This window comes from Bifidobacterium sp. B4142, assembly GCF_026537325.1.
Taxonomy (GTDB): Bacteria; Actinomycetota; Actinomycetes; order Actinomycetales; family Bifidobacteriaceae; genus Bombiscardovia.
Genome location: NZ_JAFNMJ010000001.1, coordinates 353,786 through 378,970 on the forward strand (window position 1 = coordinate 353,786; position 25,185 = coordinate 378,970).

Consider the following 25,185-nt stretch of genomic DNA (forward strand, 5'->3'; position numbering starts at 1 on the left):
AGTCACAGCCGACAGGCTGAACCCCGGGTGCGCAGGCCCGGGCCGGGAGACCGGAAGACTCGGTGCACGACCTGCGTAGAACAAAAAAGGAATCGCAATGGCACGTCTTGCCGGAGTCGACATCCCCAACGAGAAGCGTATAGAGATAGCCCTCACCTACATTTTCGGTGTGGGGCGTACCCGCGCCAAGGAAACACTTGCCGCGACCGGAGTGAATCCGGACACCCGCGTCAAGGATCTCACGGATGAGCAGCTCATTACGCTGCGTGATTACCTCGAAGGCAACTATAAGATCGAGGGTGATCTGCGTCGTGAGATCGACGCCGATATTCGCCGTAAGATCCAGATCAATTGCTATCAGGGCCAGCGCCACCGCAGGGGTCTGCCCGTACGTGGTCAGCGGACCAAGACCAACGCCCGCACCCGCAAGGGACCCAAGCGCACCGTCGCCGGAAAGAAGAAGGCGACCAAGTAAGGCCGTATTGGTTCGCACTAGCAATCAGTTATTCGTGACAAGGAAACGAGGATCAATGGCAGCAGCAAAGCAGGCCGCGCGCAAGCCTCGTCGTCGGGATCGCAAGTCGGTTCCGGTCGGGCAGGCGCATATCAAGTCAACATTCAACAACACCATCATCTCCATCACCGATCCTTCCGGTGCTGTAGTGGCCTGGGCTTCAGGCGGCGACGTAGGCTTCAAGGGCTCCCGCAAGTCCACTCCTTATGCAGCGGGCATGGCCGCCGAATCCGCAGCCCGCAAGGCCATGGAGCATGGGGTCAAGAAGGTGGATGTCTTCGTCAAGGGCCCGGGTTCGGGCCGCGAGACCGCCATCCGCTCCCTGCAGTCCGCAGGCCTGGAGGTCGGTTCCATCTCTGATGTGACCCCACAGGCACACAATGGCGTTCGTCCTCCCAAGCGCCGTCGCGTCTGAGCACTAAAAAACCCATGAATCCACCCGCGAAGACCGGTGAGTGCACCACCGGTTGGAGCTGAAAGGATAGCAACAGTGCTTATTGCACAGCGTCCGACTCTTACAGAAGAAGTCGTCAATGCCCAGCGCTCCCGTTTCACCATCGAGCCGCTGGAGCCCGGATTCGGGTACACTCTGGGCAACTCCCTGCGTCGTACCCTGCTGAGCTCCATACCCGGTGCGGCTGTGACCTCGGTCCGCATCTCGGGTGCCCTGCACGAGTTCACCACGCTGCCTGGTGTGGAGGAGGACGTCACTGAGATCCTGCTCAACATCAAGGGCATCGTGCTGACCAGCGAGTACGACGAGCCTGTGGTCATGTATTTGCGCAAGAGCGGCAAGGGCGAAGCCACCGCCGGGGACATCACCCCGCCGGCCGGTGTCACCGTGGCCAATCCTGATCTGCATATCGCGACCCTGGCCGAGGATGGCGAGTTGGAGATCGAGTTTACGGTGGAGCGTGGGCGTGGATACGTCCAGGCCCAGCTCAACAAGCAGGACAACGATGAGATTGGCCGCATCCCGGTCGATTCCATCTACTCTCCAGTACTCAAGGTCAGCTACAAGGTCGAAGCCACCCGTGTCGAGCAGCGCACGGATTTTGACAAGTTGATCCTGGATGTGGAGACCAAGCCGGCCATATCGCCGCGTGACGCGGTGGCATCCGCCGGGTCGACCCTGGTTGAACTCTTCGGCCTCTGCCGCGAGCTCAACACCCAAGCTGAGGGCGTGGAGGTCGGACCCGAGCCTGTGGTGGAAGAAGCCGATCCGCAGATGTCCGTGCCGATTGAGGATCTGAACCTGACGCAGCGTTCCTACAACTGCCTCAAGCGCGAGGGAATCCACACCATCGGCGAGCTGGTCTCGCACACCGAGCAGGATCTGCTGGACATTCGTAACTTCGGCATGAAGTCCATCGACGAGGTCAAGGAGAAGCTTGAGGGCATGGGGCTGTCGCTGAAGGCCTCCCCGCTGGGCTTCGACACCAATAATCTCGAGGGGGGCACCTTCTTCTCGCCTGACGACGAGTGAGAGGCTGCAGCCTTCGTATGAGCGGGCGAGGGGAAGGGTTCCTTTGTCTGCTGACAGCAATTCCGGGAAGTCGGATGTTCGGGCGTATGCCCACCTGTCCTCCCGGGCCGTAAGGAGATAATCCAATGCCAAAACCTAGCAAGGGCCCACGTCTGGCCTCCAGCCCGGCACACGAGCGGCTGATGTTGGCCAACATGGCCACCAGCCTCTTTGCCAACGGCCGTATCACGACCACTCTGCCCAAGGCCAAGCGCCTGCGTCCCCTGGCTGAGCGGCTGATCACCTTCGCCAAGCGTGGGGATCTGCCTGCCCGCCGTCGTGTCATGCGTGTCATCCGCGACAAGTCTGTGGTTCACATTCTGTTCACGCAGATCGCCGAGCAGATGCAGCAGCGTGAGGGTGGCTATACCCGCATCACCAAGATCGCGCCCCGCCGTGGAGACAACTCCCCACAGGCCGTGATCGAGCTGGTCACTGAGCCCCTGTCGGCCAAGAAGGCCGTGGTCAAGGAGGCTGAGTCCGCAGCCAAGGTGGCCGCCAAGGACGACAATGCCGAGGTGGCAGCAGCCACCGATGCCGCTGTCGCCGAAGGCGCTGCCAAGGATGCCGTCGACCAGGCTGTCGAGGCCAATGAGTCCGATCAGGACGTGGCCCAGGCTGACCAGGCCGCCGAGGATCTGGAACAGACCGCCGACAAGGCGGATCAGGCCGAAGCCCAGGCTGAGGAAGATGCCGACGTGGCTGAGGATGCCGAGAAGTCTGCCGAGTAATCGGTTATTGCATTCGATGACGGGGTCGGGGAGCATGGCTCTCCGGCCCCGTTTGTCATTGCTGCCAGGGAGGTCTTGATGGAAGGTCAGGAGGGGAAGATGTCCCTTGTCAGGCTGCGCATGGATCTGGCCTATGACGGTGGCGGCTTCCATGGCTGGGCCCGGCAGCCGGAGCTTCGCACGGTCCAAGGTTGCATCGAGCAGGCCCTGTCTCTGATCACCGGAGCCCGCGGCTCACAAGGCGGAGTTCCTCATAACCACGACGTCTGGGAACCAAGACTGGTCGTGGCGGGCAGGACCGACACTGGGGTTCACGCATCCCACCAGGTTGCTCACCTGGACATTCCCGATCTTGTGCTCGAGTCCTGCAGGGGCCATATGGAGGTCGATGGTGTTGAGGCCCTGGAACGCCGCCTCCGGCACCTGCTGCCTGCTGACATTGTTCTGCTCGGTCTCAGATTGGCCCCAGTGGGTTTCGATGCCCGCTTTTCTGCCCTGGAACGCACCTATCTGTATCGGGTCAGCCAAGGGGGTCAGCCAGGGGATCCTCGCATGCGAGGCTTTGTGCTGAATCTGGAGGGAAGCCTGGATCTGCGAGCTATGAACGAGGCTGCAGCGGAGTGTATCGGGCTGCATGACTTTGGGTCTTTCGCCAGGCCAAACCCCGGCGGCACGACCATCCGCAAGGTCCTGGCCGCACACTGGGATCTGGTTCCGACTGCAAATCTGTTCGGTACTGCTCCGGACCAGAGCGCCGTCGGATACCTTCCGACTTTCATGGAATCCGGGCTGACCGTCTTTCGGATCGTTGCTGATGCATTTGCCCATAATATGGTCCGGTCACTGGTTGCAGCCTGCATTCAGGTGGGTCTGGGACGCCGGTCCGTGCAATGGTTTGCCGACAAGGTAGCCCACCCCCTGCGCGAGGGTTCCACCGGTCCCATAGATGCCCGGGGCCTGACCCTGGAGCATGTGGCCTACCCGCCTGATGACCAGCTGGCTGAACGGGCGCAGGCCATCCGGGCCCGCCGCACACTATGACCCTCTGGCTGTTCTTGGTAACCGTTGACTGCGCCACGCCGCTTGCCAGGTAGGGACTCTGTGGCATAATAGAAAAGTTGTTGTTCGGCAGTGTCGGGCAACGACCATGGTTGAGTGTCCGAGCGGTCTAAGGAGCACGCCTCGAAAGCGTGTGAGGGCAACTCCCTCCGCGAGTTCGAATCTCGCCTCAACCGCCCCCATTGGTCCCGGCCCGACGGTCGGGGCCTTTTTTCGTATACTGTCTGGTGAGGGTATGTGCATGAGCCTTGGTGTGCAAGACTAAACCTTAAGAAAAGGGGCTCATGTTTTCCTGCTGAAGGAGGTCCTTTGGCCGGTATCAAGGATGTGGCTGCTCTGGCGGGAGTTTCCATAAGTACCGTTTCTTATGTATTCTCGGGCAAGCGGCCTGTAAGCGATACAACGAAGATCAGGGTTCTCAAGGCAGTCCAGCAATTGGATTACCACCCCGGTTCCGGAGCCGCCATACTCCGCAGGGACCGCAGGACCCACCTGATCGTGCTGAGCTCACCCATGCATCCCTATACCGACTATTCGAACTATGCCACCTTTTTCTTCGCCGTGGTTGCCAGGGCCAGACACTACCACTACAACGTGGTCCTTTTGATGGATGAAGACGATACTGATGAACTCCTGCGGATGTCATACAGTGGCATGATTGATGGCGTCCTCCTCTTGGATGTGACCATGGAGGATCCACGTGTGGCCCAGGCACATACCTCCTTGGTGCCCTATGTCTCCATTGGATATGCCAGAGATCCGTCCAATTTGATTTCCGTTGACGTGGATTTTCATGCCATGGGCCGACGAGCTGTCGATGAGTTCTATCGAATGGGTCATCGGCATATGCTCATGGTCGGATCCAACAGCCAGTCCTATGAGCAAGGTTCCAACTTCCTGGTTCGAACCAAAAAAGCTGCCATCGACAGAGCCCAGGTGCTGGGAATAAAGACGACTTTCCTGTATTCCACCGGCGACGATGCCAGGCATGTCAGTCAGTTGATTGATCAGGCTTTTCGGCTGGACCCTGAGATCACGGCGATCATGGCTCAGACCAGCATCAGTCACATGAACAACGTCATTGTTGCGCTGTCAAGACGTGGACTTTCGATTCCAAAGGATGTTTCCATGCTGGCATTAAGTACTTTCGGCAATGCCTCCGTTCTGGAACGTCCTCTCGATGAGATTCCCATGAGACCTCATGAAACATGCTCTCGCGGGGTGGATATGTTGATGGAGTGTTTGGAAGGCGTTGGGGAAAAACCGGGAACAGTGGAGCTGATCCGTTCCGACTACAAACGCAGGGGATCTGTTGGGCCGGTCCGGCTACATAGCTGAGAACCTTAAACTGATGTTCTGTGCACCGTCGCACAGGGGATAAAACCGGGTTTCATGTAGCGTCATAGGTTATCGAAAAACATCGAAATACTATGTCAATTATAGTCAAATCATTAAATTAAAAAATGGTTGTCCAATAAGGAGAATCATCAAGCGATGAAGCTAGGAAAAGAGGAGCGATGAAGTTTCCCCGGAGAATCATGGCAGCTGTTACGGCTGTGGCAAGTCTGGCGGGCATCATGGCCTTATCCGGATGCGGCGGCAGTGACAGCGCCCAAGAGGAGCATCCTGATTCCATCAAGATCTGGTATTACGAGGAGGATAACGGCGCCCAGGGCAAAGCCTGGAAGCAGGCCATTGCCGATTTCCAGAAGAAGACCGGCATCAAGGTCAACTTCGAGAAGAAGACCTTCGAGCAAATCAGACAAAACGCCAGCCAGATCCTCAACTCTGATGACGCCCCAGATGTGATGGAGTACAACAAAGGCAACGCCACTGCGGGCCTGCTTTCAAGCCAGGGCCTGCTGTCCAACCTCAACGACTACGTCAAGAAATACCAATGGCACAAGAAGATCACCGGATCCTTGGCGGTCCCGGGCCGGTATGACGAGAAGGGCGTCATGGGATCCGGCGACTGGTACGGCATGACCACCTATGGCGAGGAGGTGATGATGTACTACAACAAGGACATGTTCGACAAGTACGGCATCGCCATACCGAAGACCATGCCCGAATTGGAGCAGGCCATGCAAAAGTTCAAGGACAATGGCGTCACAGCCTTGTCCGAGGGCGTGGCTGAATACCCGCTCCAACATCTCTGGTGGCAGTTGGTCCTGCAAAAAGCCGACCAGCGCTTGATCGACGCCTATCAGCGCTACGACGGGAAGGTGGACTGGCAAGGCCCGGCCATGACCTATGCGACTGACACGATCAAGGACTGGGTCAACAAGGGTTACATCAGCAAGGACTCGACGGGTCTCAAAGCCGAGGATGCAGGACAGAACTTCATGAAGGGGACCTATCCCATGCTGTTCTCGGGCTCTTGGTGGTTCGGACGTTTCCAAAGCGATATTCCCAATGTCAATTGGGAGATCGGCCTCTTCCCTGAAACCAAGAAGATCCCCGGCGGATCGGGCAACATCTGGGTGATTCCCGAGCGTTCCAAGAAAAAGGACGCTGCAGCGAAGTTTATCGACATAACGCTGAGCAAAGAGAATCAGAACCTGATGGGCAACTCCGGCGGATTGCCCATTGCAGCAGATCCTGCACAGATAAGCGATCCCAAGAGCAAGGAGCTGATCGCCGGTTTCAACCAGGTCATCAAGGATGATCGTCTGGGTTACTATCCGGACTGGCCTACCTCAACCTTCTATGACGAGCTCAACGCGGGTCTACAGGAGTTGGTCAACGGGACCAAGGACACCAAGGCCGTGCTGACGGAGCTTCAGGGCAAGTATGACAAAGGCGTCGAGACATCGGGGCTGAAAAAGTAGTCAAACCATAGGCCGGCGGGTGCGCTCTTGATACGGCCTCGCCGGCTTCCACCCCGCTGCCATCTGCAGCGGGCCCTGATAGACACATTTTCAGGCTGAGGAGAAACGAACAATGGGATCTCGAAGTGCAAATCCTGCACCGGTCGCTGCCAAGACCGATGAGGAACGCGGGATGTCCAGGATACCGGGCAATCCCTCAAATCGATTCTGGTGGTATCTGATACCGGGGTTGTTGGTTCTTTTATGGATCATCATCGTGCCGGCAATCTGGAACATTTATTTAAGCTTTACCAACTACCGTGGGATACGGCCTCCGCGGTGGATCGGGATTGACAACTGGTCGCGGCTGATCAGGGATGCTACATTCTGGGCTTCTTTCCGCAACTCCATCTGGATGATCGTGGCCATGGTCGTCATCCCCATTCTGATCGGCCTGATTCTGGCCTCGCTGGTCTTCGATGTGGTTCAAAAACGGTTCGGAGCCAAGACCGCTTCAACCATGCGCGCTGTTTACTACTTCCCTCAGCTCCTGCCTATCTCGGTGGCGGCTCTGGTCATGGGTTGGATCTTCCGACCCGAAAACGGCGCTCTCAATGCCATACTCAAAGGGCTGGGGCTGGGACGTTTTCAGCATAACTGGCTGGGATCGCCCGATACCGCCTTGATATTCCTGATGATCATCATGATTTGGATCCAGCTGGGTTATCCCCTGGTCATATTCATGTCCGGTCTGCAGCGTGTCGATCCTGAGCTCTATGAAGCGGCGAGTCTGGACGGGGCCAATTGGTGGCAGAGGTTCAAAGTCATTACCCTGCCGGCAATCAAGCCGGAAATCTTCGTTGTAGCCCTGACCTGCACCATCGCAGCCTTGAAGGTTTTCGCTCCGGTGTACATGCTGACCAAGGGAGGGCCGGGCGACAGCACTATCGTGCCCTCATACTATTCGTACACGCAGTTCTTCCAATCTCAACAGGTCGGCTATGGCGCCGCCATATCCACGGCTCTGACCATCGTGATCATCGTGATCTCTGTCGTTTTCACCAACGTCCAGCAGCGGGTCGAGCAAGAGGACGAGGAGTAACATCATGACAGCTGTAAGCAAGATTCCCAAGGCACGGAAGAATCGGACGACAGGAGATTGGATGATTCTGGCCTTGCTGATCGTCGGCGGACTGATCATGCTCTTTCCGTTTTTTGTTCTTCTGCTGAACGCCTTCAAAACCACGGCGGACTACAACGCCTCAGGTCCTCTTTCCTGGCCGCACGAATTCAGCGCTGTTGGACTGGTGAAATTCTGGACCAGAGTTCGATTCCCGCAGAAAGTCTGGAACAGCGTATGGATTTGTGCACTGGTGTCATTCCTGGCTGTCGGGCTGTCGGTGCTCAACTCCTTCGCTCTGGGCATCGGCCGCGTCAAGGGCAGGCGCTGGATCGTCCTGCTGATTATGCTGGCTAACATGATGCCGCAGGAAGCTCTGCTCTATCCGCTCTATATCATGTTCAAGGCCATGGGCCTATACAACTCACAATGGTCGATCGTCATCATATTCACGGTTATCCAGAGCGCGTTCGGCACCTATCTTCTGTCCAGCGTCTACGGAACCTTCCCCAAGGCCATCTTGGAAGCTGCCACAATCGACGGGGCCAGCCGGTGGAGGATTCTCAAAGACATTGTCTTCCCCATCTCCAAGCCCACGCTGAGTGTCATGCTGGTCTTCTTCTTCATCTGGACCTGGAATGAGTACATGATTCCCATGGCCTTCCTGATTGATAATTCCAAGCAGACGGTGCCCATTGCCATCGCGTCGCTGACCGGAGACAGGCTGATGGATGTGACCACCACGGCTGCGGCCTCGCTGATCAGCATCGTACCTACGCTGATCTTCTATCTGATCTTCCAAAGAACCCTTTCCAAGGGCATTACTACAGGAGCTGTGAAATAACATGAAGTTCACCAATGGATATTGGCTGACCCGGCCCGGTGTCAAGGCTCTCTACGCACGTTCTCCCTATGAACTGTCGGTAGGACCTGATGGGAGGAGCATCGATGTCCTGGCTACGACCAGGGTCGTGACCGGCAGGGCCGACACTCTGAACCTGCCGACCTTCCGGATCCATGCCACCTCGCCGGCTGAAGGGATTATCCGGGTGCAGGCAACCCATTGGAAGGGGACCGGGACCTGTCCGGGCTTCCCTGTGCACGAGCAGGATCCTGATTCCGGATTCGTCAAGGCTACCGCTCAAGGGGCTGGCGACGGCGAGGTCGGAGAGGATGGGGCTTCGGTGACTCTGACCTCGGGCAACCTGAGCCTGACCATGACCAAGGGTCCTGTTTTCGACATGGCCTTTGCCTGCGAGGGCAAGGAACTCACCCATGCCAGGGGCAAGTCTTTGGCAAGGTTCGCTCTGGCTCCCGATGCCGCCGTTAGTACACAACCGGTGGGTGAGTTCGGCGTCGCGCCCACGGCCAGGGCCTATGATGAGTCTCCGGTCTTCACTGCCATGCAACTTGGGCTGACAGTCGGGGAGAGGGTCTACGGCTTCGGCGAAAGATTCGGCCCTTATCTAAAGAACGGGCAGAGCATAGACATCTGGAACGAAGATGGCGGCACAGCCAGCGAGCAAGGGTATAAGGACATTCCCTTCTATATGACCAGCAAGGGCTACGGTGTACTGGTCAACAACCGCGGGCATGTCTCCTTCGAAGTGGCCACAGAAAACACGGAGACCGTGCAGTTCAGTGTGCCTGGCGAAGTTCTGGACTTCTATCTGATCGCCGGTCCGAACCCTGAACGAATCCTGGAGCGATACACGGCCTTGGTGGGTCGTCCGGCCAAGGTCCCCGCCTGGTCATATGGGCTCTGGCTGACCACATCCTTCACCACGAAATATGACGAGGAGACCGTGACATCCATGATTCATGGCATGGCTCAACGGCATATTCCCCTGAGCGTCTTTCACTACGACTGCTATTGGATGAGGGAATTCCACTGGACAGACTTCCAATGGGATCGACGCTTCTTCCCTGACATAGAGGGGACCCTGGGGCGCCTCCACCGGAAGAAGGGGCTGCACGTTTGCGCCTGGATCAATCCATATATCGGGCAGGAAAGTGTCCTCTTTGACCAGGCTGCAGACAAGGGCTACTTGGTTCGCAAGCCCAATGGAGACATATGGCAGACCGATCTTTGGCAGGCTGGCATGGGGTTGGTGGATTTCACCAACCCAGACGCATGCAAGTGGTTCAAGGAGAACGTCAAGCATCTTCTCAAGCAGGGCGTAGATGCCATCAAGACCGATTTCGGCGAGCGTATCCCTGCCGATGTGGTCTGGTTCGACGGTTCGGATCCCGCGAGCATGCATAACTGGTATACGCAACTGTACAATCAGACCGTCTTCAAGGCCATCGAAGAGGTCTACGGAAAAGGGCAGGCTTGCCTGTATGCCCGGTCGGCCACGGTGGGAGGCCAGCAGCAACCTGTCCACTGGGGCGGTGACTGCGAATCCACCTTCAACGGCATGGCGCAGACCCTGCGGGCTGGCCTGTCGTTGGTAAGTTCCGGTTTTGGTTTCTGGAGCCACGATATCGGCGGTTTCGAGGGAGCAAGACCCGACCCTGCCGTTTACAAACGCTGGATAGCGTTCGGTCTGCTCTCCTCTCACTCCAGGCTGCATGGCTCCACTGTCTACCGGGTCCCCTGGCTCTTCGATGAGGAGGATCAGCGCAGGGGAGTGGTCAATCCTCCGGAGCAGACCGCAGTGAGCGTGCTGCGAAAGTTCACCAGGTTGAAGATATCCATGATGCCCTACCTCTACCAGGTCGGACTTGGCGCACACGAGCGCGGGGTCCCGGTCATGCGTTCCATGTTCATGGAGTTCCCTGACGACAGGACGGCACTGGATTGCGACCGCCAGTATATGCTCGGGCCCTCGCTTTTGGTGGCGCCGGTCTTTTCCTACACGGGTGACGTGGAATACTACCTGCCCAAGGGGGTATGGACGGATTGGTTCACTGGCCGGCAGGTGGACTGCCGACAGTCTGGCCAGTGGATGCATGAAAACCATGGCTTCGACACGGTTCCGCTCTGGGTGCGTGATGGCACTGTTTTGGTCACTCGCCCGGGACAGGACTCAACAGAATATGCCTATGGAACCGATTCTACGGTCTCAGTCTTCCTGGCTCACGACGGAAGAGCCAGTGCCACGGTAACCGAGAAAGAAGGAAGCAGCCTTGTCTTCCAGGCGGAACGCTCAGGAAACGCAGTAACCATCACTTCCTCAGACGGGCGAGAATTCACCGGTTGCCTAGGGATGGGCGAGGGCAAGGCTTCCCGGAACGGGCGTCTGGTTCTGTCAGCAGATTGAACAAGTAGGGCTGCATCCGTATAGAAGGCTGTCGGTTTGCCGGCCGGGCCGGATGTTCGCGTAATACCACAGGCAGCCTGACACGGCTCTGAGCTTCGAGCTGAGCAAATGAAAAAGACCGCCCAATGCAGAAGGCGATGCGATGGCCAGCACCGGGTCGCCTCCTGCATTGCACGGGTTCATACCCCCCGCGTTCCTATGGAATGCTCCTGTGGAACACGTTCTATAGTATCACTGTCTGAACCTTTAACGCCACCCGCAAAGTTTCGTGAAATCTACGGTGAGTGATGGTTAATCTATTGTGCTTGGTGATTGATCTTCATGTTTGATCAGGTCTTGAGCACGCATTGGCAGGGCTTGTTCGTATATGCGGACGAGGAAACCTGAGGGTGCGGTCAGAGCGGCCTGCGGGCGGCTGATCCGTCTTGGAAGTCAGCGCCTTGGTGTCTGCAGCAGGGCTGACGATGTGGCTGGGTAGCCGAGGTCCATGGCCATTGACAGGTGGGCTACGATTACGTCAACCAGGGCCGATGTGGCCTCCTGGCGGCTTGTCGCGTTCTGGCTGGCATTAGTCCGTATCGTGCCTGAGGAGCCGTTCAGTTTTCTCCCTACGGTCAGAAGAGTCCGGGCTGTATCCATCTCGATCAGGGCAGGGGTGGGGGCCTGTATTCCGTTGACGGGGTCGGTGCATTCATCGGGGTGGGCCAGCAGATCGGTGGTGGGATAGACGCCCTGCCGGGGATCGTGCTTGGCATTACCGACCAGAATTTGCGCCGCAGCGGTGTGTGCATCGGCTAGGGTTAGCATCCATGCGGCATCCGTCTTGCGGGCCGCGAGGACCGAGAGCTCGAAGCCGGAACGGTCTTCGCCGGTGATGGCCTGATCGGCCAATTCGGCGGGCAGCGCCTTGGCCAGCGGATCCAGCCGCTGCACAGCTTGGACCAGTCTGAGCGTATTCTTTTGGCGGTCGGCCTGTTCGCCGTCCTGGGAGGCCGTCAAAGCCTGGGCTGCGTGTACCGTGGCTTCGTCCAGGCGCGCGGGACAATCGCGGGCCGTCTGAACCCAGGCCTGGGCTCGGCTGTCTGCCTGATCTTTTTGAAGCCGTTCCGACTGCCGGGCTTGCGTCCACGCCTGCTCGCAGGCTGTGGGGCGGAGATTGTCGGGGTCGTGCTGGCTGACATGAACCGCTGAGGGTGCGCATCCTGCGATGGTGACGGCCAGCAGCAGTACACCGATACCGGCTATCATCCGTCGTGCCAGGATCGCTGGCCTACGACTCGCCCACCCTTGGTATTCAGGAACCGGCTGTGTCTGCATGAAAGGCTAGAATAGTAGGCATTGCAGACTAAAAGAAGCGCGGCCTGAATAACTTCATAGGAGGTCTTGACATGGAACTGGACCTGGCTGAAATTCATCAGCTGGCACACGAACAAGGGATTGATGCCGAGACCTTGGATCAAGCACTGAGCGAGGCTCTTCTTCTGGCCTACCAGAAGTCGCCTCACGCAGCCAAACATGCACGGGTGGAGCTGGACGAACGTGCGGGTACTTTTACCATCTGGGCACAGGACGAGATCGCTCGAGAGTCCACCCCAGAAGAGCCTGAACCGGGATATGATCTGGGCGAGGAATACGACGACACACCGAAGGACTTCGATCGACTGGCGGCCTCGACGGCCCGCCAGGTCATCCGCCAGCTCTTCCGCCAGGCCGATGACGAGCGGGTCTTCGGGGCTTTCTCGGGTCAGAAGGGCCATCTGATCACCGGAGTCGTGCAGCAGGATGCCAGCGATCTTGGCAATGTGCATGTGGCTGTAGATAATGTCGAGGCCATTCTGCCCCGCCGCGAGCAGGTGCCTGGAGAGCATTACCGGCACGGCCAGCGGATTCGCGTCTACGTGGTCAATGTCTCCCGTGGGCTCAAGGGGCCGGAAATCATCGTGTCGCGTTCCCACCCGGAGCTGGTTCGCCGCCTCTTTGAGCGGGAGGTGCCTGAGCTGGTCTCCGGTGCGGTCTCCATCATGGCCATTGCTCGTGAAGCCGGGGCCAGAACCAAGATCGCGGTCCGTGCCAACACCAAGGGGGTCAATCCCAAGGGCGCGCTGATCGGCCCGGCGGGCGCTCGCGTCCGTGCCGTCATGGAGAATCTTGGACCTGAGAAGATCGACATTGTGGACTGGTCCAAGGATCCTGCCGAGTTTGTGGCTGCGGCCTTGTCTCCGGCTGTGGTCCGCCAGGTGCAGATCGTCAGCGAGTCCAACCGCACGGCCATTGCCTTCATCAAGGACGCCCAGCTCTCCCTGGCCATTGGCAAAGAGGGCCAGAATGCCCGTCTGGCCGCCAAGCTGACCGGCTGGAAGATTGGCATCGAGTCCGAGGAGGCCCACCAGCAAAAATTGCGTGAGCTGCAGGCGCAAACGGCTTCGGCTGCTGGAGAAGACGCCTGAGAGCAAACATCCGACGACGCGAGTATGCTGGACCCAGTATTCCGAGTCCGGTGGTTCATGCCGTCGGCCCCGGCACAGAGACGAGGTAACACGATCATGGTCGCACGATGAGACAGGATATGTTCGCCGTCATCAAAGAGTGATCGCGCCGGTCATACGCGCGGTCCGGTAAGGAGAAAGTAAGTGCCCAAAGCACGCGTGTATGAGCTGGCCAAGGAATTTGGCGTAGACAGCAAGACTGTTCTGGCGAAATTGAAGGACATGGGCGAGTTCGTCAAGTCCGCATCCTCTACTGTCGAGGCCCCTGTGGTTCGTCGACTCAAGAACGCTTTCCCTCAGAAGGGACAGGGCGACGCTGGTCAGGCCGCTGCACGAAATGCCCGCCCCGGCAGCCCTAATCATGGAGGCGGCCAGGGTCTGCATGGCCGTTCGCAGTCCGGCGGCACCCAGCAGTCCACACCTGGGCCCAAGCCCGGACAGAACCACCGGCCCTCGGACGACGGCGAGGCGCCACGGGGTCAGCAGCGTCCTGGTGGCCGCTTCCCCAAGCCCGGTGCCTCCCAGGGCAGCCGCAACGAGCATGAGCGACGCAACCAGTCCCGTGGGCCCAAGCCTTCAGCCATGGGCAGGCCCGGCCCCCAGGGCTCGCGCAGCAACGGTCGTTCCGGCGGTTCCAACGCTGCGGCGATGCGGCATGGCGCAAGGCCGGGGGCATCCACGCCTCGTCCAGGCAACAATCCTTTCAGCCGCAAACAGGGGATGAAGGCCCCTATGCCTTCGGACATTCCCAGGCCGCATCCTATGGCCAGGCCAACCGTCAACGACTCCCGCAGGGGCCGGGGTGGATTCCGCAACGGTCGTGGTGGCCGATCCGGACAGGGTGCCCGTCCAGGGCAGTGGGGCCATAGCCGTCCAGGTCAGCAGACACATCAGGGCGGCGGCGGTCGTTTCGGCGGCGCTTCGTCGGCGCCCTCAGGCGGCTTCCGCGGCGGTTCAGGCCGTGGTGGTCGCGGTCGCGGCGGCGCTGCTGGAGCATTCGGTCGCCAGGGAGGCAAGTCCTCCAAGGCCCGCAAGAATCGGATGGCCAAGAGGCATGAATTCCAGGAGATGAAGGCACCCGTCATCGGCGGTGTGCGCATCCCCGCGGGCAATGGACGTACCGTCAAACTTCGTCAGGGCGCGACCTTGGCTGACCTGGCCGACAAGATCAATGTCAACCCTGCTGCCTTGGTCACGGTGCTCTTCCACCTGGGCGAGATGGCTACGGCCACCCAGTCCCTGGATGAGGCCACATTCCAGATTCTGGGCGACGAGATCGGGTGGAAGATCCGCATCGTCTCCGCCGAGGAGGAGGACAAGGAGCTCCTTCAGCAGTTCGACATCAACCTGGACGAAGAACGTGAGGACCAGGATGACAAGAACCTGCAGCCCAGGCCCCCGGTGGTCACGGTCATGGGCCATGTCGACCACGGCAAGACCCGGCTGCTGGACACCATTCGCAAGACCAACACGACCACCAAGGAGGCTGGGGGCATCACCCAGCGCATCGGGGCCTACCAGGCCACAGTCACCCTGGACGGGGAGGATCGCAAGATCACCTTCCTGGACACCCCTGGCCACGAGGCCTTTACGGCCATGCGTGCCCGTGGTGCTGAGCTGACCGATGTGGCTATCCTGGTGGTGGCTGCGGACGACGGCGTTATGCCGCAGACCGTGGAGGCCATCAACCATGCACAGGCCGCCCATGTACCCATCGTGGTGGCTGTCAACAAGATTGATGTCGAGGGAGCCAACCCCCAGAAGGTGCGTGGCCAGCTGACTGAGTTCGGGCTGGTATCCGAAGAGTACGGTGGCGACACCATGTTCGTCGACATCTCTGCCAAGCTGGGCACCAATGTGGACAAGCTCCTGGAGGCCGTCCTGCTGACTGCCGATGCAGACCTTGACCTTCGGGCCAACCCTGACATGGACGCTCGCGGCGCCACGGTCGAGGCCCGTCTGGACAAGGGACGTGGAGCTGTGGCCACTGTGCTGGTCCAGCAGGGGACCTTGCATGTGGGCGATGCCATTGTGGCTGGATCGGCCTATGGCCGTGTGCGCGCCATGCTGGACGAGAACGGCCGGCAGATGGATGCTGCCGGTCCTTCCACGCCCGTCCAGGTGCTGGGTCTTACCTCGGTGCCTACCGCCGGCGACCTCTTCCTGGTCGCTCCCGACGACCGCACTGCTCGTCAGATTGCCGAGAAGCGTGAGGCTTCGGCCCGTGCCGCCCAGCTTGCCAAGCGCCGCAAGGTGGTCTCTCTGGAGAGCCTGAAGGAGCAGTTCGCCAAGTCCGAGGTGGATATGCTCAACATTGTCATCAAGGGCGACTCCTCCGGCTCGGTCGAGGCCCTGGAAGACTCCCTGATGAAGATCGAGGTCTCCGACGAGGTCGGGATCCAGGTCATCCACCGGGGCGTGGGCGCTATCACCCAGAACGATGTCAACCTGGCTACGGTCGACAAGGCCGTCATCATCGGCTTCAACGTCCGGCCCAACAGGCAGGTCCAGGACCTGGCCGACCGCGAGGGTGTGGAGATCAAGTACTACTCGGTCATCTACAATGCCATCGAAGACATCGAGGCTGCGCTCAAGGGCATGCTCAAGCCGGAGTACGAGGAGGTCACCACCTCCCACTCCGAGATCCGCGAGATCTTCCGCTCCTCCAAGTTCGGCAACATCGCGGGCGTCATGGTCCAGGACGGCACCGTCAAGCGGGGCACCAAGGCTCGCATTGCCCGCAACGGGGTGGTCACCATCAACGACCTGGAGATCTCCTCCCTGCGTCGGTTCAAGGACGACGTCAACGAGGTGTCCGAAGGCTACGAGGCTGGTATCAACCTGGGCTCCTTCAACGACATCGAGGTGGGCGACATCATCGAGACCTACGAGATGCAGGAAGTGGAACGTAAGTAGGACCTGTCGACCATCCGACCACATGTCGGAGGGTCCATGGCGATCCGCCCCGGTCCGGGTACTTCCCGGCCGGGGCGGATGTCCATGAATGCAAAGATTGGTCATGGACGGTTCGAGAAAGGAATCATGATGGCTGGAAATCCCCGCGCTGTACGCATAGCAGCCCTGATACAACGGGTTGTGGCCTCTGCGCTGGAGTCCCAGATGCACGACAAGCGCCTGGCAGGGGTCACCGTCACTGAGGTTCGGGTCACCAACGATCTGCAGATAGCCAAGATCTACTGGACTCAGCTGGGCCGGTCCGGACACGAGGCCGGGGAACGCAAGCGTGCACAGCAGGCTCTGAGGCAGGCCTCCGGCAGGCTGCGCACCCTTGTCGGTGCTCGGGCCGGTCTGCGGCTGACGCCTACCTTGCGCTTCATCTACGATGAGGTGCCTGCCGAGGCTACCGAGATTGAGGATGTGCTGACCGCGGCCCGTCATCGGGACGAGGCCATGGCCAAGGCGCGAGTCAATGCCAGCTATGCTGGCGACCCCGATCCATATAGGCATGACGATGAAGAAAAGACCGATGAGTCAGGCTCCGTCCCTGACGAACCTGCGGCAGGGGATGCGGATGAAGCCGACCGCTGAGTCGTCGGACGTGATGGATTCTGGCCATGATGAACCGACCTCGGGCATCATCCTTGTTGACAAGCCGAGCGGTGTAACCAGCCATGATGTGGTGGCAGCCGTCCGCTCTGGCCTTGGCATGCGTCGCGTGGGCCATGCCGGGACCTTGGATCCTATGGCTACTGGCCTCCTGGTCGTAGGGTTCGGCCAGGCTACGCGGCTGCTGACGGTCATCGTCGGCCATGACAAAACCTACCGTGCCACCATGCGCCTGGGACTGGGCACCACCACGGACGATGCGGACGGGGATTTGCTGCCGGCGCGTCCTGGAGCTGCGCAGAAGGTGGACGAACTGACAGCCCAGGGTCTGCAGGATTTGATTGACCATTGCTTCACCGGCTGGATCGACCAGGTGCCTGATGCCTTCTCCGCCATCAAGGTCAAGGGCAGACGGGCCTATGACCTGGCTCGCGCAGGCCAGGAGGTCAGGCTGGAGCCCCGCCGCATTCGGATCGTATCCTTCCGTCTGCTTGGTTTTCGCCGTGTAGATCTGCCCGACCAGGGCGCCAGGGTGGTCGATGCGGATGTGGAGGTGACCTGCTCCAGTGGCACCTACATCAGGGCCCTGGCTCGTGACCTGGGCGAGCGGCTGGATCTGGGCGGCTACCTGATCGCCCTAAGAAGGGTTCGTGTGGGCCCGTTCGACTTGGAGGATCCCGACCTGGCGTCCAGGGTTTTGGGCGGTCAGGTGGTCCCTCACACCTACCGGAACCGACAAGGTCAGACGGTTGTTCACAGTCGTATGGTTCCGGACCGCGACCGGCAGGGGATGTTGGATGGCTCTCTAAGTCTGGCGCAGGCGGCACGCATGAGCATGCCTGTCCTGAACCTGGATGCCAATCAGGCAGCCAGGGTGGCTAACGGAGGATTTTTGGATCTGCCTGTCGCCGGGCCCACGGCCGCCCTGGCCGGACCTGAGGGCAGGCAACGCTTGGCTGCCATCCTAGCGCCCAGTTCACGAGGCGGGGCCAAGCCGGATGCGGTCTTCCACCCCGAGGCCTGAGTGTGCAGGCTCGGATTTAGCCCAAGGGTCTTGTCAGGGTGCGACGGCGGGAATACAGTGCTTAAGGAATTATCGGTGCCCGGGTTCGGGGGCCGCCATGACTAAGTGATGGGAAGCGGATGAAGGTCAGCCAGGTCAGCCCGGATGAGTCGGGAATCGTCAGGTGGCCGGGAACCTTGGGGACCCGGCCCAGCGTGGTCACTATCGGTGTCTTCGATGGCATGCATCGGGGTCATCAGGCCCTCCTGCGCCGGGTGGTAGAGTTCGCTGCCAAGGGCCAGGATTGGCCTATGGCTCTGGTCTTCGACCCCAGTCCCAAACTGGTCCACAGCTATGCTGACAGCCATGACATGACTGAACCATCTTTAAGCCTGGTTCACCATGACCCTGACCAGATCATGCCGCTAGATGAGCGCTTGCGGCTGATGGCCCAGCTGGGGCTGGAACAGGCTGTGGTGGTGCGGTACACGCTGGCCTTCGCTGCCAAATCCTATCGGTTCTTCCTCAAGCAGCTTACCGAACAGCTGGCCATGCGCACGTTGGTCCTGGGCCGCGATGCGCAGATGGGCGCAGGGCGAATCGGCGATATCAAGGCCATTGGCGACCTGGCGGACACAGGACTGTTCGATTTGGAAGTCGTGGACGACCAGGGTCCAGGCGATTGCACCCTGCCTAACGCTGACAGCCTGGAGCGACATCGGGCAAGAGCCTGGAGCAGCTCCCACCTTCGGCAGTTGATCCTTGACGGCGATGTGGATGCGGCCCTGGATATTCTGGGCCGGCCGCACATGGTCCAAGGCACGGTGGTCCATGGGGAGCAGCGTGGTCGCCGCTTGGGCTTCCCGACTGCCAACCTTGCTCCCGACAGCCAGGGGATGATGCCCGCAGATGGAGTCTATGCAGGCTGGTTGGTCGACCTGGGTCTGCCTACGGATCCCATGGCGACCTCGGAGTGCCGGGAGGGTCGGCTGGCTCAGGGCTCGCCTTGGCGGATGCCCGCCGCCATCTCCATCGGCACCAAGGAGACCTTCCTGGCCCCAGGCGAGCAGATGCCGAGAATCCTGGAGGCCAATGCCGTCCGGCCGGATTGGGTGGACCTGTACGGTCACCGGGTACGAGTGGAGTTCCTCAGCCGTCTGCGCGGTCAGAGACGGTATGCGGGCGAGGAGCCGCTCAAACGACAGCTGGTCTTGGACGCCGATCGCACCCTGGAGCTGACCAAGGCTTCAGGAAAGGTGTTTTCCGCCAATTGAAAGCTGAAGGTACTCGGGAACTCACAGCCCTCGGAAGTGGCTGAAGAACTCCCTGGTGCGCGGATTCTCCGACTCGTCCATCACCTCTTGCGGCGTTCCGTTCTCAGCGATGACACCGTCCAGCAGCAGAACCACTCGGTTGGCTGCGTGATGGGCGAAACTCATTTCGTGGGTGGCCATGAGTATGGTGGTGCCACCGGCAGTCAGCTCCGAGACCATGGCCAGGACCTCGCCCACCAGCATGGGGTCCAAGGCTGAGGTGATCTCATCCAGCAGGAGTAGTTCCGGGTCGGTCATCAGGGCCCGGACGATGGCCACCCGCTGCTGCTGGCCGCCGGAGAGCTGGTCGGGGTATGCTCCGGCCTTCTTCCTCATGCCGATCCGGTCCAGCAGTTCTAGGGCCCGCTCCCTGGCCTGGTCCTTGGGCATGCCGTGGACCTTGACGGCTCCCAGAGTCACATTTTTCAGGACGTTCATGTGGGGGAAGAGGTTGAATTGTTGGAAGACCACGCCGATTCTGGCACGGCAGGCATCTTGGTCGATCCTGGGATCGGTGATGTCGGTGCCGCCCAGCCAGATCCTGCCGTCGTTGACGGTCTCCAGCAGGTTGATGCACTTCATCAGAGTGGACTTGCCTGACCCCGATGGGCCCAGCAGGGCCACGGTCTCATGAGGCATGATGGTCATGGAGATGCCGCGCAGAACCTTGTTGCCCCCAGGGTAGGTCTTACGTACATCCTCCAAACGGAGCACTGGCTGATCCTGATCGGCGCCTGCCTGTTCGCTCATACCATGCCTCCGCTCTGTTCGCGCTTGCGCAGCCGGTTGGAATACCAGTCGTTGAGAAGAATGAAGGGGACCGAGGTGGCGATGAAGAGCACCGAGGCCACCACGTAGGGGGTGAAGTTGTAGGAGGTGGCCACGATGATCTGGGCCGCCCTGACCGCGTCGACCGCTCCTAGAACTGAAATCAGCCCCACGTCCTTCTGCATGGAGATGAAGTCGTTCATTAGTGCCGGAGCCACCTTGCGCAGGGCCTGGGGGATGACTACCAGACGCATGGTCTGTCCCGAGGTCAAGCCCAGTGAACGCGCCGAGGCCCTCTGGGAGGGGCCGACGTCCTGGAAGCCGGCCCTCAGGACCTCGGCGATGTAGGCCGAATAGGAGAGGATGATCGCCACGGTGCCCAGCAGGGCTGCCGGGATCCGGTTGAAGATGGCCAGACCAGGGATGCCGAAGCCGATCAGGTAGAGGACCACGATCATGGGGATCCCCCTCATGATCGTGGTGTAGACCTGGGCCAGCACCCGTAGGGGGAAGAGCAGCGGGTTCCGGCTGGTGCGGATCATGGCCAGCAGGGTGCCCAGCAAGGCCACGCCGATGACCGCGAAGAAGAGGACCTCCAGATTGAGCCAGAGTCCCCGAAGGACCTTGGGGAAGGCTTGGGCGAAGTAAGCGCCGGAGAAAAACGACTGCTTGACCCGGGGCCAGCCAGGTGAGGCGTGCAGCCCCAGAGCAATCAGCAGGGCCAGTACAAGCGTGCTGGCGATGCTGACCGCCACTGAGCGCAGATTCTGCCGACGACCGTAGCGTTCCCGTTCCCGTTGAATATCGCTGACCGCGTCTTGTGCCGAGGTGGCCATGAACGACTAGGTTTCCTTTCTTCTCTCAGCCCAGGGTAGGCAGGGAGGTGTAGACATGCAGCCACTGGTTCTGCAGCTTGTCCAAGGTTCCATCCTTCTTCAGGGTGGTGACAGCCTTGGAAGCAACCGGGGTCAGTGTGGAGCCTTTGGGCAGGACTATGCCCATGCCCTCCGGGTCCTGCGAACCCTTGATCTGCCCGAGGATCTTGGCGTTCTTGACCTGCCCGGAATCGACCATGGTCACAGCTGAGGGGGTGTCCACGACAAGCGCGTCGATCTGGTTGGTGTCCAAGGCCTGGGACGAGGCCACATCGTCATTGAAGGTGTCGATGTCAGGCTTGACCAGCTTGTGGGCCATCTCGTAGGAGGTGGAGCCGACCATGGCCCCTATCTTGGCGTCCTTGATCTGGGCAAGGGAGGTGGCAGAAGCGTATGGGGAGTTTTTTCTGGCGACCAGCGACTGGGTGGAGTTGTAGTAGCTGGGAGTGAAGTCCACAGCCTGTCGACGTTCCGGTGTGATGGAGAACTGCTGGATGTTCAGGTCGTAGTCCTTGCTTCCCGGGGCGATGGCGGCATCGAAGGTGGTCCTGATCCAGGTGACGTGCGCCTTGTCGAATCCCATTTTCTCCGCTACTGCATAGGCAACGGCTGCCTCGTAGCCCTTGCCGGATTCGGGCTTGTTGTCCTGCACGTAGGGGGCGTAGGCCGGGTCTCCAGTGGCAATGGTCAGGGTGCCAGGTTTGATGGTCTGCTGGGTGATGTCCTGCTTGGCCGCTGACTGCCCACTGCTGCTCGACGAGGAGCCGCAGGCCGCGCCGACCATGAGCGTGACTGTCGTGAGTACGGCCGCCGTCAGCCTGCGTAAGGTTTTCCTGGTGAAGATGGTCATGCTGATCTGCTCCTCGTGACGATGGGTGTCGGTCTTCCAGCGACTCCATCCTAGTCTGGCAGGTTAACGAGTCTGCAGGTGAGCGCCATAGGGTGCGATAGGGCCCTGCGGCCACCGGGCTCAGACCAGCCCCAGGGCGTCCAGTGCCTCGGCCAGATAGTTGACCTCGACCACTTCCAGTCCCTGGATGGGCTTTCGGGCTCCTGAATGCCGGTCGGGCGGGACCAGTGCCCGGGTGAATCCCAGTCGAGTGGCCTCCTGCAGCCGGTGATTGAGTTGAGGCACTGGTCTGACCTGTCCGGTCAGCGATATCTCGCCCATGGCACAGGTCGTGCGCTGGATGGGTCGGGACTTGGCTGCACTGGCCAGGGCGGCCACGATGGCCAGATCACATCCGGGTTCCTTGGCCAGCCCGCCGGCGATGGTGGACACATACAGGTCCCGTGTCAGCAGGTTGACGCGACCGTGGCGGTAGAGCACCGCAGCTAGCATGGCCAGACGGTTGGCATCGATCCCGTTGGTGTTGCGCCTGGGCGTGGGCAGGACAGACGAAGTAACCAAGGCCTGGATCTCGATGGGCAGGCTGCGGTGGCCGTCCAAGGTGAAGGTCACACAGGTGCCCTCAACCTCTTGCCCGGTCGTGGACAGGAAGAGCCCAGTGGGATCGCTGACCTCCTCAATGCCCTGCTCGCCCATGTCGAAGCAGCCAACCTCGTCGGTGGGGCCGAAACGGTTCTTGACGGCTCTCAACAGGCGTAACGCGGTCTGGGAATCGCCCTCGAACTGGCAGACCACATCGACCAGATGCTCCAGGGTCCGCGGCCCGGCGATGGAGCCGTCCTTGGTCACGTGGCCAACCAGGAGGATGGGGATGTCGTGCGATTTGGCCATGTCGATCAGGCTGATGGCCACCTCGCGTACCTGGGTGGAGCCCCCGGAGATGCCGTCAACCTGGCTGGAGACTATGGTCTGGGCGGAGTCCACAATGGCCAGTGTCGGCTTCTCGCGCTCGATCAGCCCAAGCACCGTGGCAAGGTCGGTCGTCGAAGCCAGCAATAGTGGGTCCTTGAGCGCTCCCACCCGACTGGCCCGCATCCGCACCTGGGCCTGGGACTCCTCGCCTGACAGATAGAGCACCTTGCCTTTTCCGCCTCCCCGGTCGGCCACGCGGCCGGCGGTCTCCAGCAGGAGGGTGGACTTGCCTATGCCCGGCTCGCCGGCCAATAGGATGACTGACCCGGGCACGATGCCTCCGCCCAGGACCCGGTCGAATTCCTCGAATCCTGTGGGAATGCGCTTTACCTGGTCCGTGCCTACCCGGGTGATGGGCCGGGCCAGGCCTTTCTTAGGGGGCGCAGGTGCCGTATGGCTGCCGCCGGAGGTGGACAGACCCCCGCCTGCACCTACGAGACGGGCTTCATGGAATTCCTCGATCGTTCCCCACTGGCCGCATTCCGGGCAGCGTCCGAACCATTTGCCGCCGGTCCATCCGCACTCCGTGCACACATATTGCGTCGTCGTCTTGGCCATACCTGCACGCTATCGGGATTCAGGGACGATGAGCTGGGCTTTTACGGCATCTTCGCAGTGCCGACACCCTGCCCATGAGAGAATGGAGACATGGCTGACAATCCTTCTGCATCCGTGTCCTCTTCCTCTGACTCCTCCGCGCATGCCAGGCAGCGCCGTCGACGGATCGGTCTGGTCATCGCCCTTGCAGCGGTGGTCGTCCTAGTGCTTCTATCGGCCTTCGTCTGGCCTCACTGGGCGGTGCGCAGCCAAGAGTCCGTCACCCAGGACTCGGCTTCCGCTTCCTCTCAACCCCCGCAAGCCAGCAGCCCCAAGGCCACGGCGGCGCCCCTTCCTGATTCGGCTTCCGAGTTGCTCAAGGCCATGCCTGATACGGTGGGCGAGTTCGCCCGCGTCAAAGCGGATTCTGACAGCGAATGGAGCACCCGTACGCCTATCGAGGAGTACAACCTGGTCTACTCCACCGGCAGGTCGGGCGGGGATGTGAGCCTCCACCTGGCTCAGTGGTCCAGGAGCGAAGATGCCAAGGCGCTCTATGACAGCCAGTCCACGGGCATGTCCGGCAAGGAGCTGGCCTCGGGCAATGTTCGCAGCGGCGGCACGGTCACCGGATCCTACCTGGAGAAGGCGGATGGCAGCGACGAGCACAAGGCATTGGTCATCTGGCAGAATGATACGGTGGTCTTCCGCGCTCAGGGCCAGCGGGCTGCACTGGAGGCTTTCTACAAGGCCTTTCCGCTCTAGTCGTCCCGTAAGCGGTGTAGAATAAGCAAGTTGGACACTTCCAGGTAACTAAGGATCGGAGGCTCGGATGGGTTCTGTCATCAAGAAGCGCCGCAAGCGGATGAGCAAGAAGAAGCACCGCAAACTGCTGCGCAAGACTCGTCACCAGCGCAAGTAGCTTTATGACTTTGGCCCTCAGGGCCGACGAAGCCCCCCGCATCGAATGGACGCAGGGGGCTTCATGCATATCATCGCCGGTCATCGTGGCCAGCCGGATACTTCCAGCCAGGATGCGGGATGATAACTGATGCTCACTTGTTGGCGTTGGTCATGACCCGGGGCCCGTTGGGATCGCCCACGATGACCGTGTCGACCATGTTGAGGAAGAGGCCGTGTTCAACGACTCCCACGGTGGTGATCAGGTCTTGGGCCAGATCCTGTGGGTGATCAATCCGCTCCAGATGCAGATCAATGATGTGGTTGTGCTCGTCTGTCAGAACCGGCTGCCCTTGGCCGTCCATCCGCAGGACAGGGTTATAGCCGCGTTCCTTAAAGCGATCCAGGACGTGGCGCTCGCCGAAGGGGATGACCTCCACGGGCAGGGGGAAGCGGCCGATGGTGTCGACCACCTTGGACTCGTCCACGATCCAGACGATCCTTCGAGAGTTGACGGCCACGATTTTCTCCCAGAGCAGGGCTGCGCCGCCGCCCTTGATGCCGTTGAAGTCCCTGTCGACCTCGTCGGCCCCGTCGATGGTGACATCGATGTGATCCACCTGGTCGATGTCGACGATGCGGATTCCATAGCCTTCAGCCTGTTCCTTGGTCCGCCGGGAGGTGGTCACGCCGGTGAACTCCAAACCCTCTTCCTTGACGCGCCGTCCCAGTTCATCCACGAAGAACCGAACCGTGGATCCGGTGCCCAGCCCGGCGGTCATGCCGTTCTCGACCAGCTTGGCTGCTTCGATGCCGGCGGCCTTCTTCAGTCTGTCCTGCTCGGTCTTGTCCATACACGCTCCTTCATGCCCGCATGCGCTTAACAGCT

The 25,185-nt window shown here is 60.3% G+C and carries 23 protein-coding genes and 1 tRNA gene; 18 read left to right on the plus strand and 6 right to left on the minus strand.

The genetic code is table 11. From position 1 onward, the window contains the following. Positions 1 to 97: 97 nt before the first annotated feature. From rpsM to yicI, 11 genes are all read left to right on the plus strand, one after another. Positions 98 to 475 (plus strand): 30S ribosomal protein S13, encoded by a 378-nt coding sequence (gene rpsM, locus J3U06_RS01535; RefSeq protein ID WP_015022329.1) that lies wholly within the window; start codon positions 98 to 100, stop codon positions 473 to 475. 55 nt (positions 476 to 530) lie between these two features. Continuing rightward, entirely contained in the window at positions 531 to 929 is a 399-nt protein-coding gene (rpsK, locus tag J3U06_RS01540; RefSeq protein WP_015022328.1) for a 30S ribosomal protein S11, read from the plus strand. A gap of 75 nt (positions 930 to 1,004) precedes the next feature. Continuing rightward, the gene (locus J3U06_RS01545) at positions 1,005 to 2,000 is read left to right on the plus strand and encodes a DNA-directed RNA polymerase subunit alpha (RefSeq protein ID WP_015022327.1); all 996 of its coding nucleotides are present in this window, start codon (positions 1,005 to 1,007) and stop codon (positions 1,998 to 2,000) included. Between the two features lie 125 nt (positions 2,001 to 2,125). Next, a complete protein-coding gene (gene rplQ, locus J3U06_RS01550) occupies positions 2,126 to 2,770 on the plus strand; it encodes a 50S ribosomal protein L17 (protein WP_024626776.1) in 645 nt (214 codons plus the stop codon). A 78-nt stretch (positions 2,771 to 2,848) separates the two neighbouring features. Then, positions 2,849 to 3,811: a tRNA pseudouridine synthase A gene (locus tag J3U06_RS01555; protein WP_267444103.1), complete on the plus strand. Its 963-nt coding sequence runs from the start codon at positions 2,849 to 2,851 to the stop codon at positions 3,809 to 3,811. Between the two features lie 108 nt (positions 3,812 to 3,919). After that, positions 3,920 to 4,005 (plus strand) — tRNA-Ser (locus J3U06_RS01560). 133 nt (positions 4,006 to 4,138) lie between these two features. Continuing rightward, complete coding sequence (locus tag J3U06_RS01565) at positions 4,139 to 5,167, plus strand: LacI family DNA-binding transcriptional regulator (RefSeq protein ID WP_267399406.1); 1,029 nt, start codon at positions 4,139 to 4,141, stop codon at positions 5,165 to 5,167. A 179-nt stretch (positions 5,168 to 5,346) separates the two neighbouring features. Beyond that, positions 5,347 to 6,660 carry an ABC transporter substrate-binding protein gene (locus J3U06_RS01570; RefSeq protein ID WP_267399407.1) on the plus strand — a complete coding sequence of 438 codons (1,314 nt, stop codon included), beginning with the start codon at positions 5,347 to 5,349 and terminating at the stop codon, positions 6,658 to 6,660. Between the two features lie 112 nt (positions 6,661 to 6,772). Next, positions 6,773 to 7,741: a carbohydrate ABC transporter permease gene (locus tag J3U06_RS01575; RefSeq protein WP_024626773.1), complete on the plus strand. Its 969-nt coding sequence runs from the start codon at positions 6,773 to 6,775 to the stop codon at positions 7,739 to 7,741. A 4-nt stretch (positions 7,742 to 7,745) separates the two neighbouring features. Then, on the plus strand, positions 7,746 to 8,603 hold the full coding sequence (locus J3U06_RS01580; RefSeq protein ID WP_267399409.1) for a carbohydrate ABC transporter permease: 858 nt from the start codon (positions 7,746 to 7,748) through the stop codon (positions 8,601 to 8,603). Between the two features lies 1 nt (position 8,604). Beyond that, on the plus strand, positions 8,605 to 11,025 hold the full coding sequence (yicI, locus tag J3U06_RS01585; RefSeq protein WP_267399410.1) for an alpha-xylosidase: 2,421 nt from the start codon (positions 8,605 to 8,607) through the stop codon (positions 11,023 to 11,025). 432 nt (positions 11,026 to 11,457) lie between these two features. On the opposite strand, the gene J3U06_RS01590 is transcribed toward yicI, so the two are convergent. Beyond that, positions 11,458 to 12,273 carry a hypothetical protein gene (locus J3U06_RS01590; RefSeq protein ID WP_267399411.1) on the minus strand — a complete coding sequence of 272 codons (816 nt, stop codon included), beginning with the start codon at positions 12,271 to 12,273 and terminating at the stop codon, positions 11,458 to 11,460. 140 nt (positions 12,274 to 12,413) lie between these two features. On the opposite strand from J3U06_RS01590, the gene nusA reads away from it, so the two are divergent. The 5 genes from nusA (at position 12,414) to ribF (ending at position 19,355) form a co-directional block, all read left to right on the plus strand. After that, entirely contained in the window at positions 12,414 to 13,472 is a 1,059-nt protein-coding gene (gene nusA / locus J3U06_RS01595; RefSeq protein WP_267399412.1) for a transcription termination factor NusA, read from the plus strand. A gap of 183 nt (positions 13,473 to 13,655) precedes the next feature. After that, a complete protein-coding gene (gene infB, locus J3U06_RS01600; protein WP_267399413.1) occupies positions 13,656 to 16,427 on the plus strand; it encodes a translation initiation factor IF-2 in 2,772 nt (923 codons plus the stop codon). Positions 16,428 to 16,556: 129 nt separating this feature from the next. Beyond that, entirely contained in the window at positions 16,557 to 17,060 is a 504-nt protein-coding gene (gene rbfA, locus J3U06_RS01605; RefSeq protein ID WP_220237454.1) for a 30S ribosome-binding factor RbfA, read from the plus strand. Between the two features lie 13 nt (positions 17,061 to 17,073). Then, positions 17,074 to 18,102: a tRNA pseudouridine(55) synthase TruB gene (truB, locus tag J3U06_RS01610; protein WP_267400220.1), complete on the plus strand. Its 1,029-nt coding sequence runs from the start codon at positions 17,074 to 17,076 to the stop codon at positions 18,100 to 18,102. Between the two features lie 119 nt (positions 18,103 to 18,221). Then, a complete protein-coding gene (gene ribF, locus J3U06_RS01615) occupies positions 18,222 to 19,355 on the plus strand; it encodes a bifunctional riboflavin kinase/FMN adenylyltransferase (protein WP_220236239.1) in 1,134 nt (377 codons plus the stop codon). Positions 19,356 to 19,376: 21 nt separating this feature from the next. On the opposite strand, the gene J3U06_RS01620 is transcribed toward ribF, so the two are convergent. The 4 genes from J3U06_RS01620 to radA form a co-directional block, all read right to left on the minus strand. Beyond that, positions 19,377 to 20,144 carry an amino acid ABC transporter ATP-binding protein gene (locus tag J3U06_RS01620; RefSeq protein ID WP_220236238.1) on the minus strand — a complete coding sequence of 256 codons (768 nt, stop codon included), beginning with the start codon at positions 20,142 to 20,144 and terminating at the stop codon, positions 19,377 to 19,379. After that, the gene (locus tag J3U06_RS01625; RefSeq protein WP_220236237.1) at positions 20,141 to 20,998 is read right to left on the minus strand and encodes an amino acid ABC transporter permease; all 858 of its coding nucleotides are present in this window, start codon (positions 20,996 to 20,998) and stop codon (positions 20,141 to 20,143) included. The genes J3U06_RS01620 and J3U06_RS01625 overlap by 4 nt, the downstream gene beginning before the upstream one ends. Positions 20,999 to 21,023: 25 nt before the next feature. Continuing rightward, positions 21,024 to 21,887, minus strand: coding sequence for an ABC transporter substrate-binding protein (locus J3U06_RS01630; RefSeq protein WP_416378893.1), 864 nt, complete (start codon positions 21,885 to 21,887; stop codon positions 21,024 to 21,026). A gap of 120 nt (positions 21,888 to 22,007) precedes the next feature. Next, positions 22,008 to 23,417, minus strand: coding sequence for a DNA repair protein RadA (radA, locus tag J3U06_RS01635; protein WP_267399414.1), 1,410 nt, complete (start codon positions 23,415 to 23,417; stop codon positions 22,008 to 22,010). A 90-nt stretch (positions 23,418 to 23,507) separates the two neighbouring features. Between radA and J3U06_RS01640 the strand changes: the two genes are divergently transcribed. Both J3U06_RS01640 and J3U06_RS01645 read left to right on the plus strand, forming a co-directional pair. Continuing rightward, entirely contained in the window at positions 23,508 to 24,161 is a 654-nt protein-coding gene (locus J3U06_RS01640; RefSeq protein ID WP_267399415.1) for a hypothetical protein, read from the plus strand. Between the two features lie 67 nt (positions 24,162 to 24,228). Continuing rightward, positions 24,229 to 24,318 (plus strand): 30S ribosomal protein bS22, encoded by a 90-nt coding sequence (locus J3U06_RS01645; RefSeq protein WP_004268639.1) that lies wholly within the window; start codon positions 24,229 to 24,231, stop codon positions 24,316 to 24,318. Positions 24,319 to 24,451: 133 nt separating this feature from the next. On the opposite strand, the gene rpiA is transcribed toward J3U06_RS01645, so the two are convergent. After that, complete coding sequence (rpiA, locus tag J3U06_RS01650; RefSeq protein WP_267399416.1) at positions 24,452 to 25,150, minus strand: ribose-5-phosphate isomerase RpiA; 699 nt, start codon at positions 25,148 to 25,150, stop codon at positions 24,452 to 24,454. Between the last annotated feature and the right edge of the window lie 35 nt (positions 25,151 to 25,185).

Coding starts and splice junctions, on each gene's coding strand:
- rpsM (WP_015022329.1), top strand. CDS start 98: ATGGCACGTCTTGCCGGAGTCGACATCCCCAACGAGAAGCGTATAGAG.
- rpsK (WP_015022328.1), top strand. CDS start 531: ATGGCAGCAGCAAAGCAGGCCGCGCGCAAGCCTCGTCGTCGGGATCGC.
- rplQ (WP_024626776.1), top strand. CDS start 2,126: ATGCCAAAACCTAGCAAGGGCCCACGTCTGGCCTCCAGCCCGGCACAC.
- J3U06_RS01555 (WP_267444103.1), top strand. CDS start 2,849: ATGGAAGGTCAGGAGGGGAAGATGTCCCTTGTCAGGCTGCGCATGGAT.
- J3U06_RS01570 (WP_267399407.1), top strand. CDS start 5,347: ATGAAGTTTCCCCGGAGAATCATGGCAGCTGTTACGGCTGTGGCAAGT.
- J3U06_RS01575 (WP_024626773.1), top strand. CDS start 6,773: ATGGGATCTCGAAGTGCAAATCCTGCACCGGTCGCTGCCAAGACCGAT.
- J3U06_RS01580 (WP_267399409.1), top strand. CDS start 7,746: ATGACAGCTGTAAGCAAGATTCCCAAGGCACGGAAGAATCGGACGACA.
- yicI (WP_267399410.1), top strand. CDS start 8,605: ATGAAGTTCACCAATGGATATTGGCTGACCCGGCCCGGTGTCAAGGCT.
- J3U06_RS01590 (WP_267399411.1), bottom strand. CDS start 12,273: ATGATAGCCGGTATCGGTGTACTGCTGCTGGCCGTCACCATCGCAGGA.
- nusA (WP_267399412.1), top strand. CDS start 12,414: ATGGAACTGGACCTGGCTGAAATTCATCAGCTGGCACACGAACAAGGG.
- rbfA (WP_220237454.1), top strand. CDS start 16,557: ATGGCTGGAAATCCCCGCGCTGTACGCATAGCAGCCCTGATACAACGG.
- truB (WP_267400220.1), top strand. CDS start 17,074: ATGGATTCTGGCCATGATGAACCGACCTCGGGCATCATCCTTGTTGAC.
- ribF (WP_220236239.1), top strand. CDS start 18,222: ATGAAGGTCAGCCAGGTCAGCCCGGATGAGTCGGGAATCGTCAGGTGG.
- J3U06_RS01620 (WP_220236238.1), bottom strand. CDS start 20,144: ATGAGCGAACAGGCAGGCGCCGATCAGGATCAGCCAGTGCTCCGTTTG.
- J3U06_RS01625 (WP_220236237.1), bottom strand. CDS start 20,998: ATGGCCACCTCGGCACAAGACGCGGTCAGCGATATTCAACGGGAACGG.
- J3U06_RS01630 (WP_416378893.1), bottom strand. CDS start 21,887: ATGACCATCTTCACCAGGAAAACCTTACGCAGGCTGACGGCGGCCGTA.
- radA (WP_267399414.1), bottom strand. CDS start 23,417: ATGGCCAAGACGACGACGCAATATGTGTGCACGGAGTGCGGATGGACC.
- J3U06_RS01640 (WP_267399415.1), top strand. CDS start 23,508: ATGGCTGACAATCCTTCTGCATCCGTGTCCTCTTCCTCTGACTCCTCC.
- J3U06_RS01645 (WP_004268639.1), top strand. CDS start 24,229: ATGGGTTCTGTCATCAAGAAGCGCCGCAAGCGGATGAGCAAGAAGAAG.
- rpiA (WP_267399416.1), bottom strand. CDS start 25,150: ATGGACAAGACCGAGCAGGACAGACTGAAGAAGGCCGCCGGCATCGAA.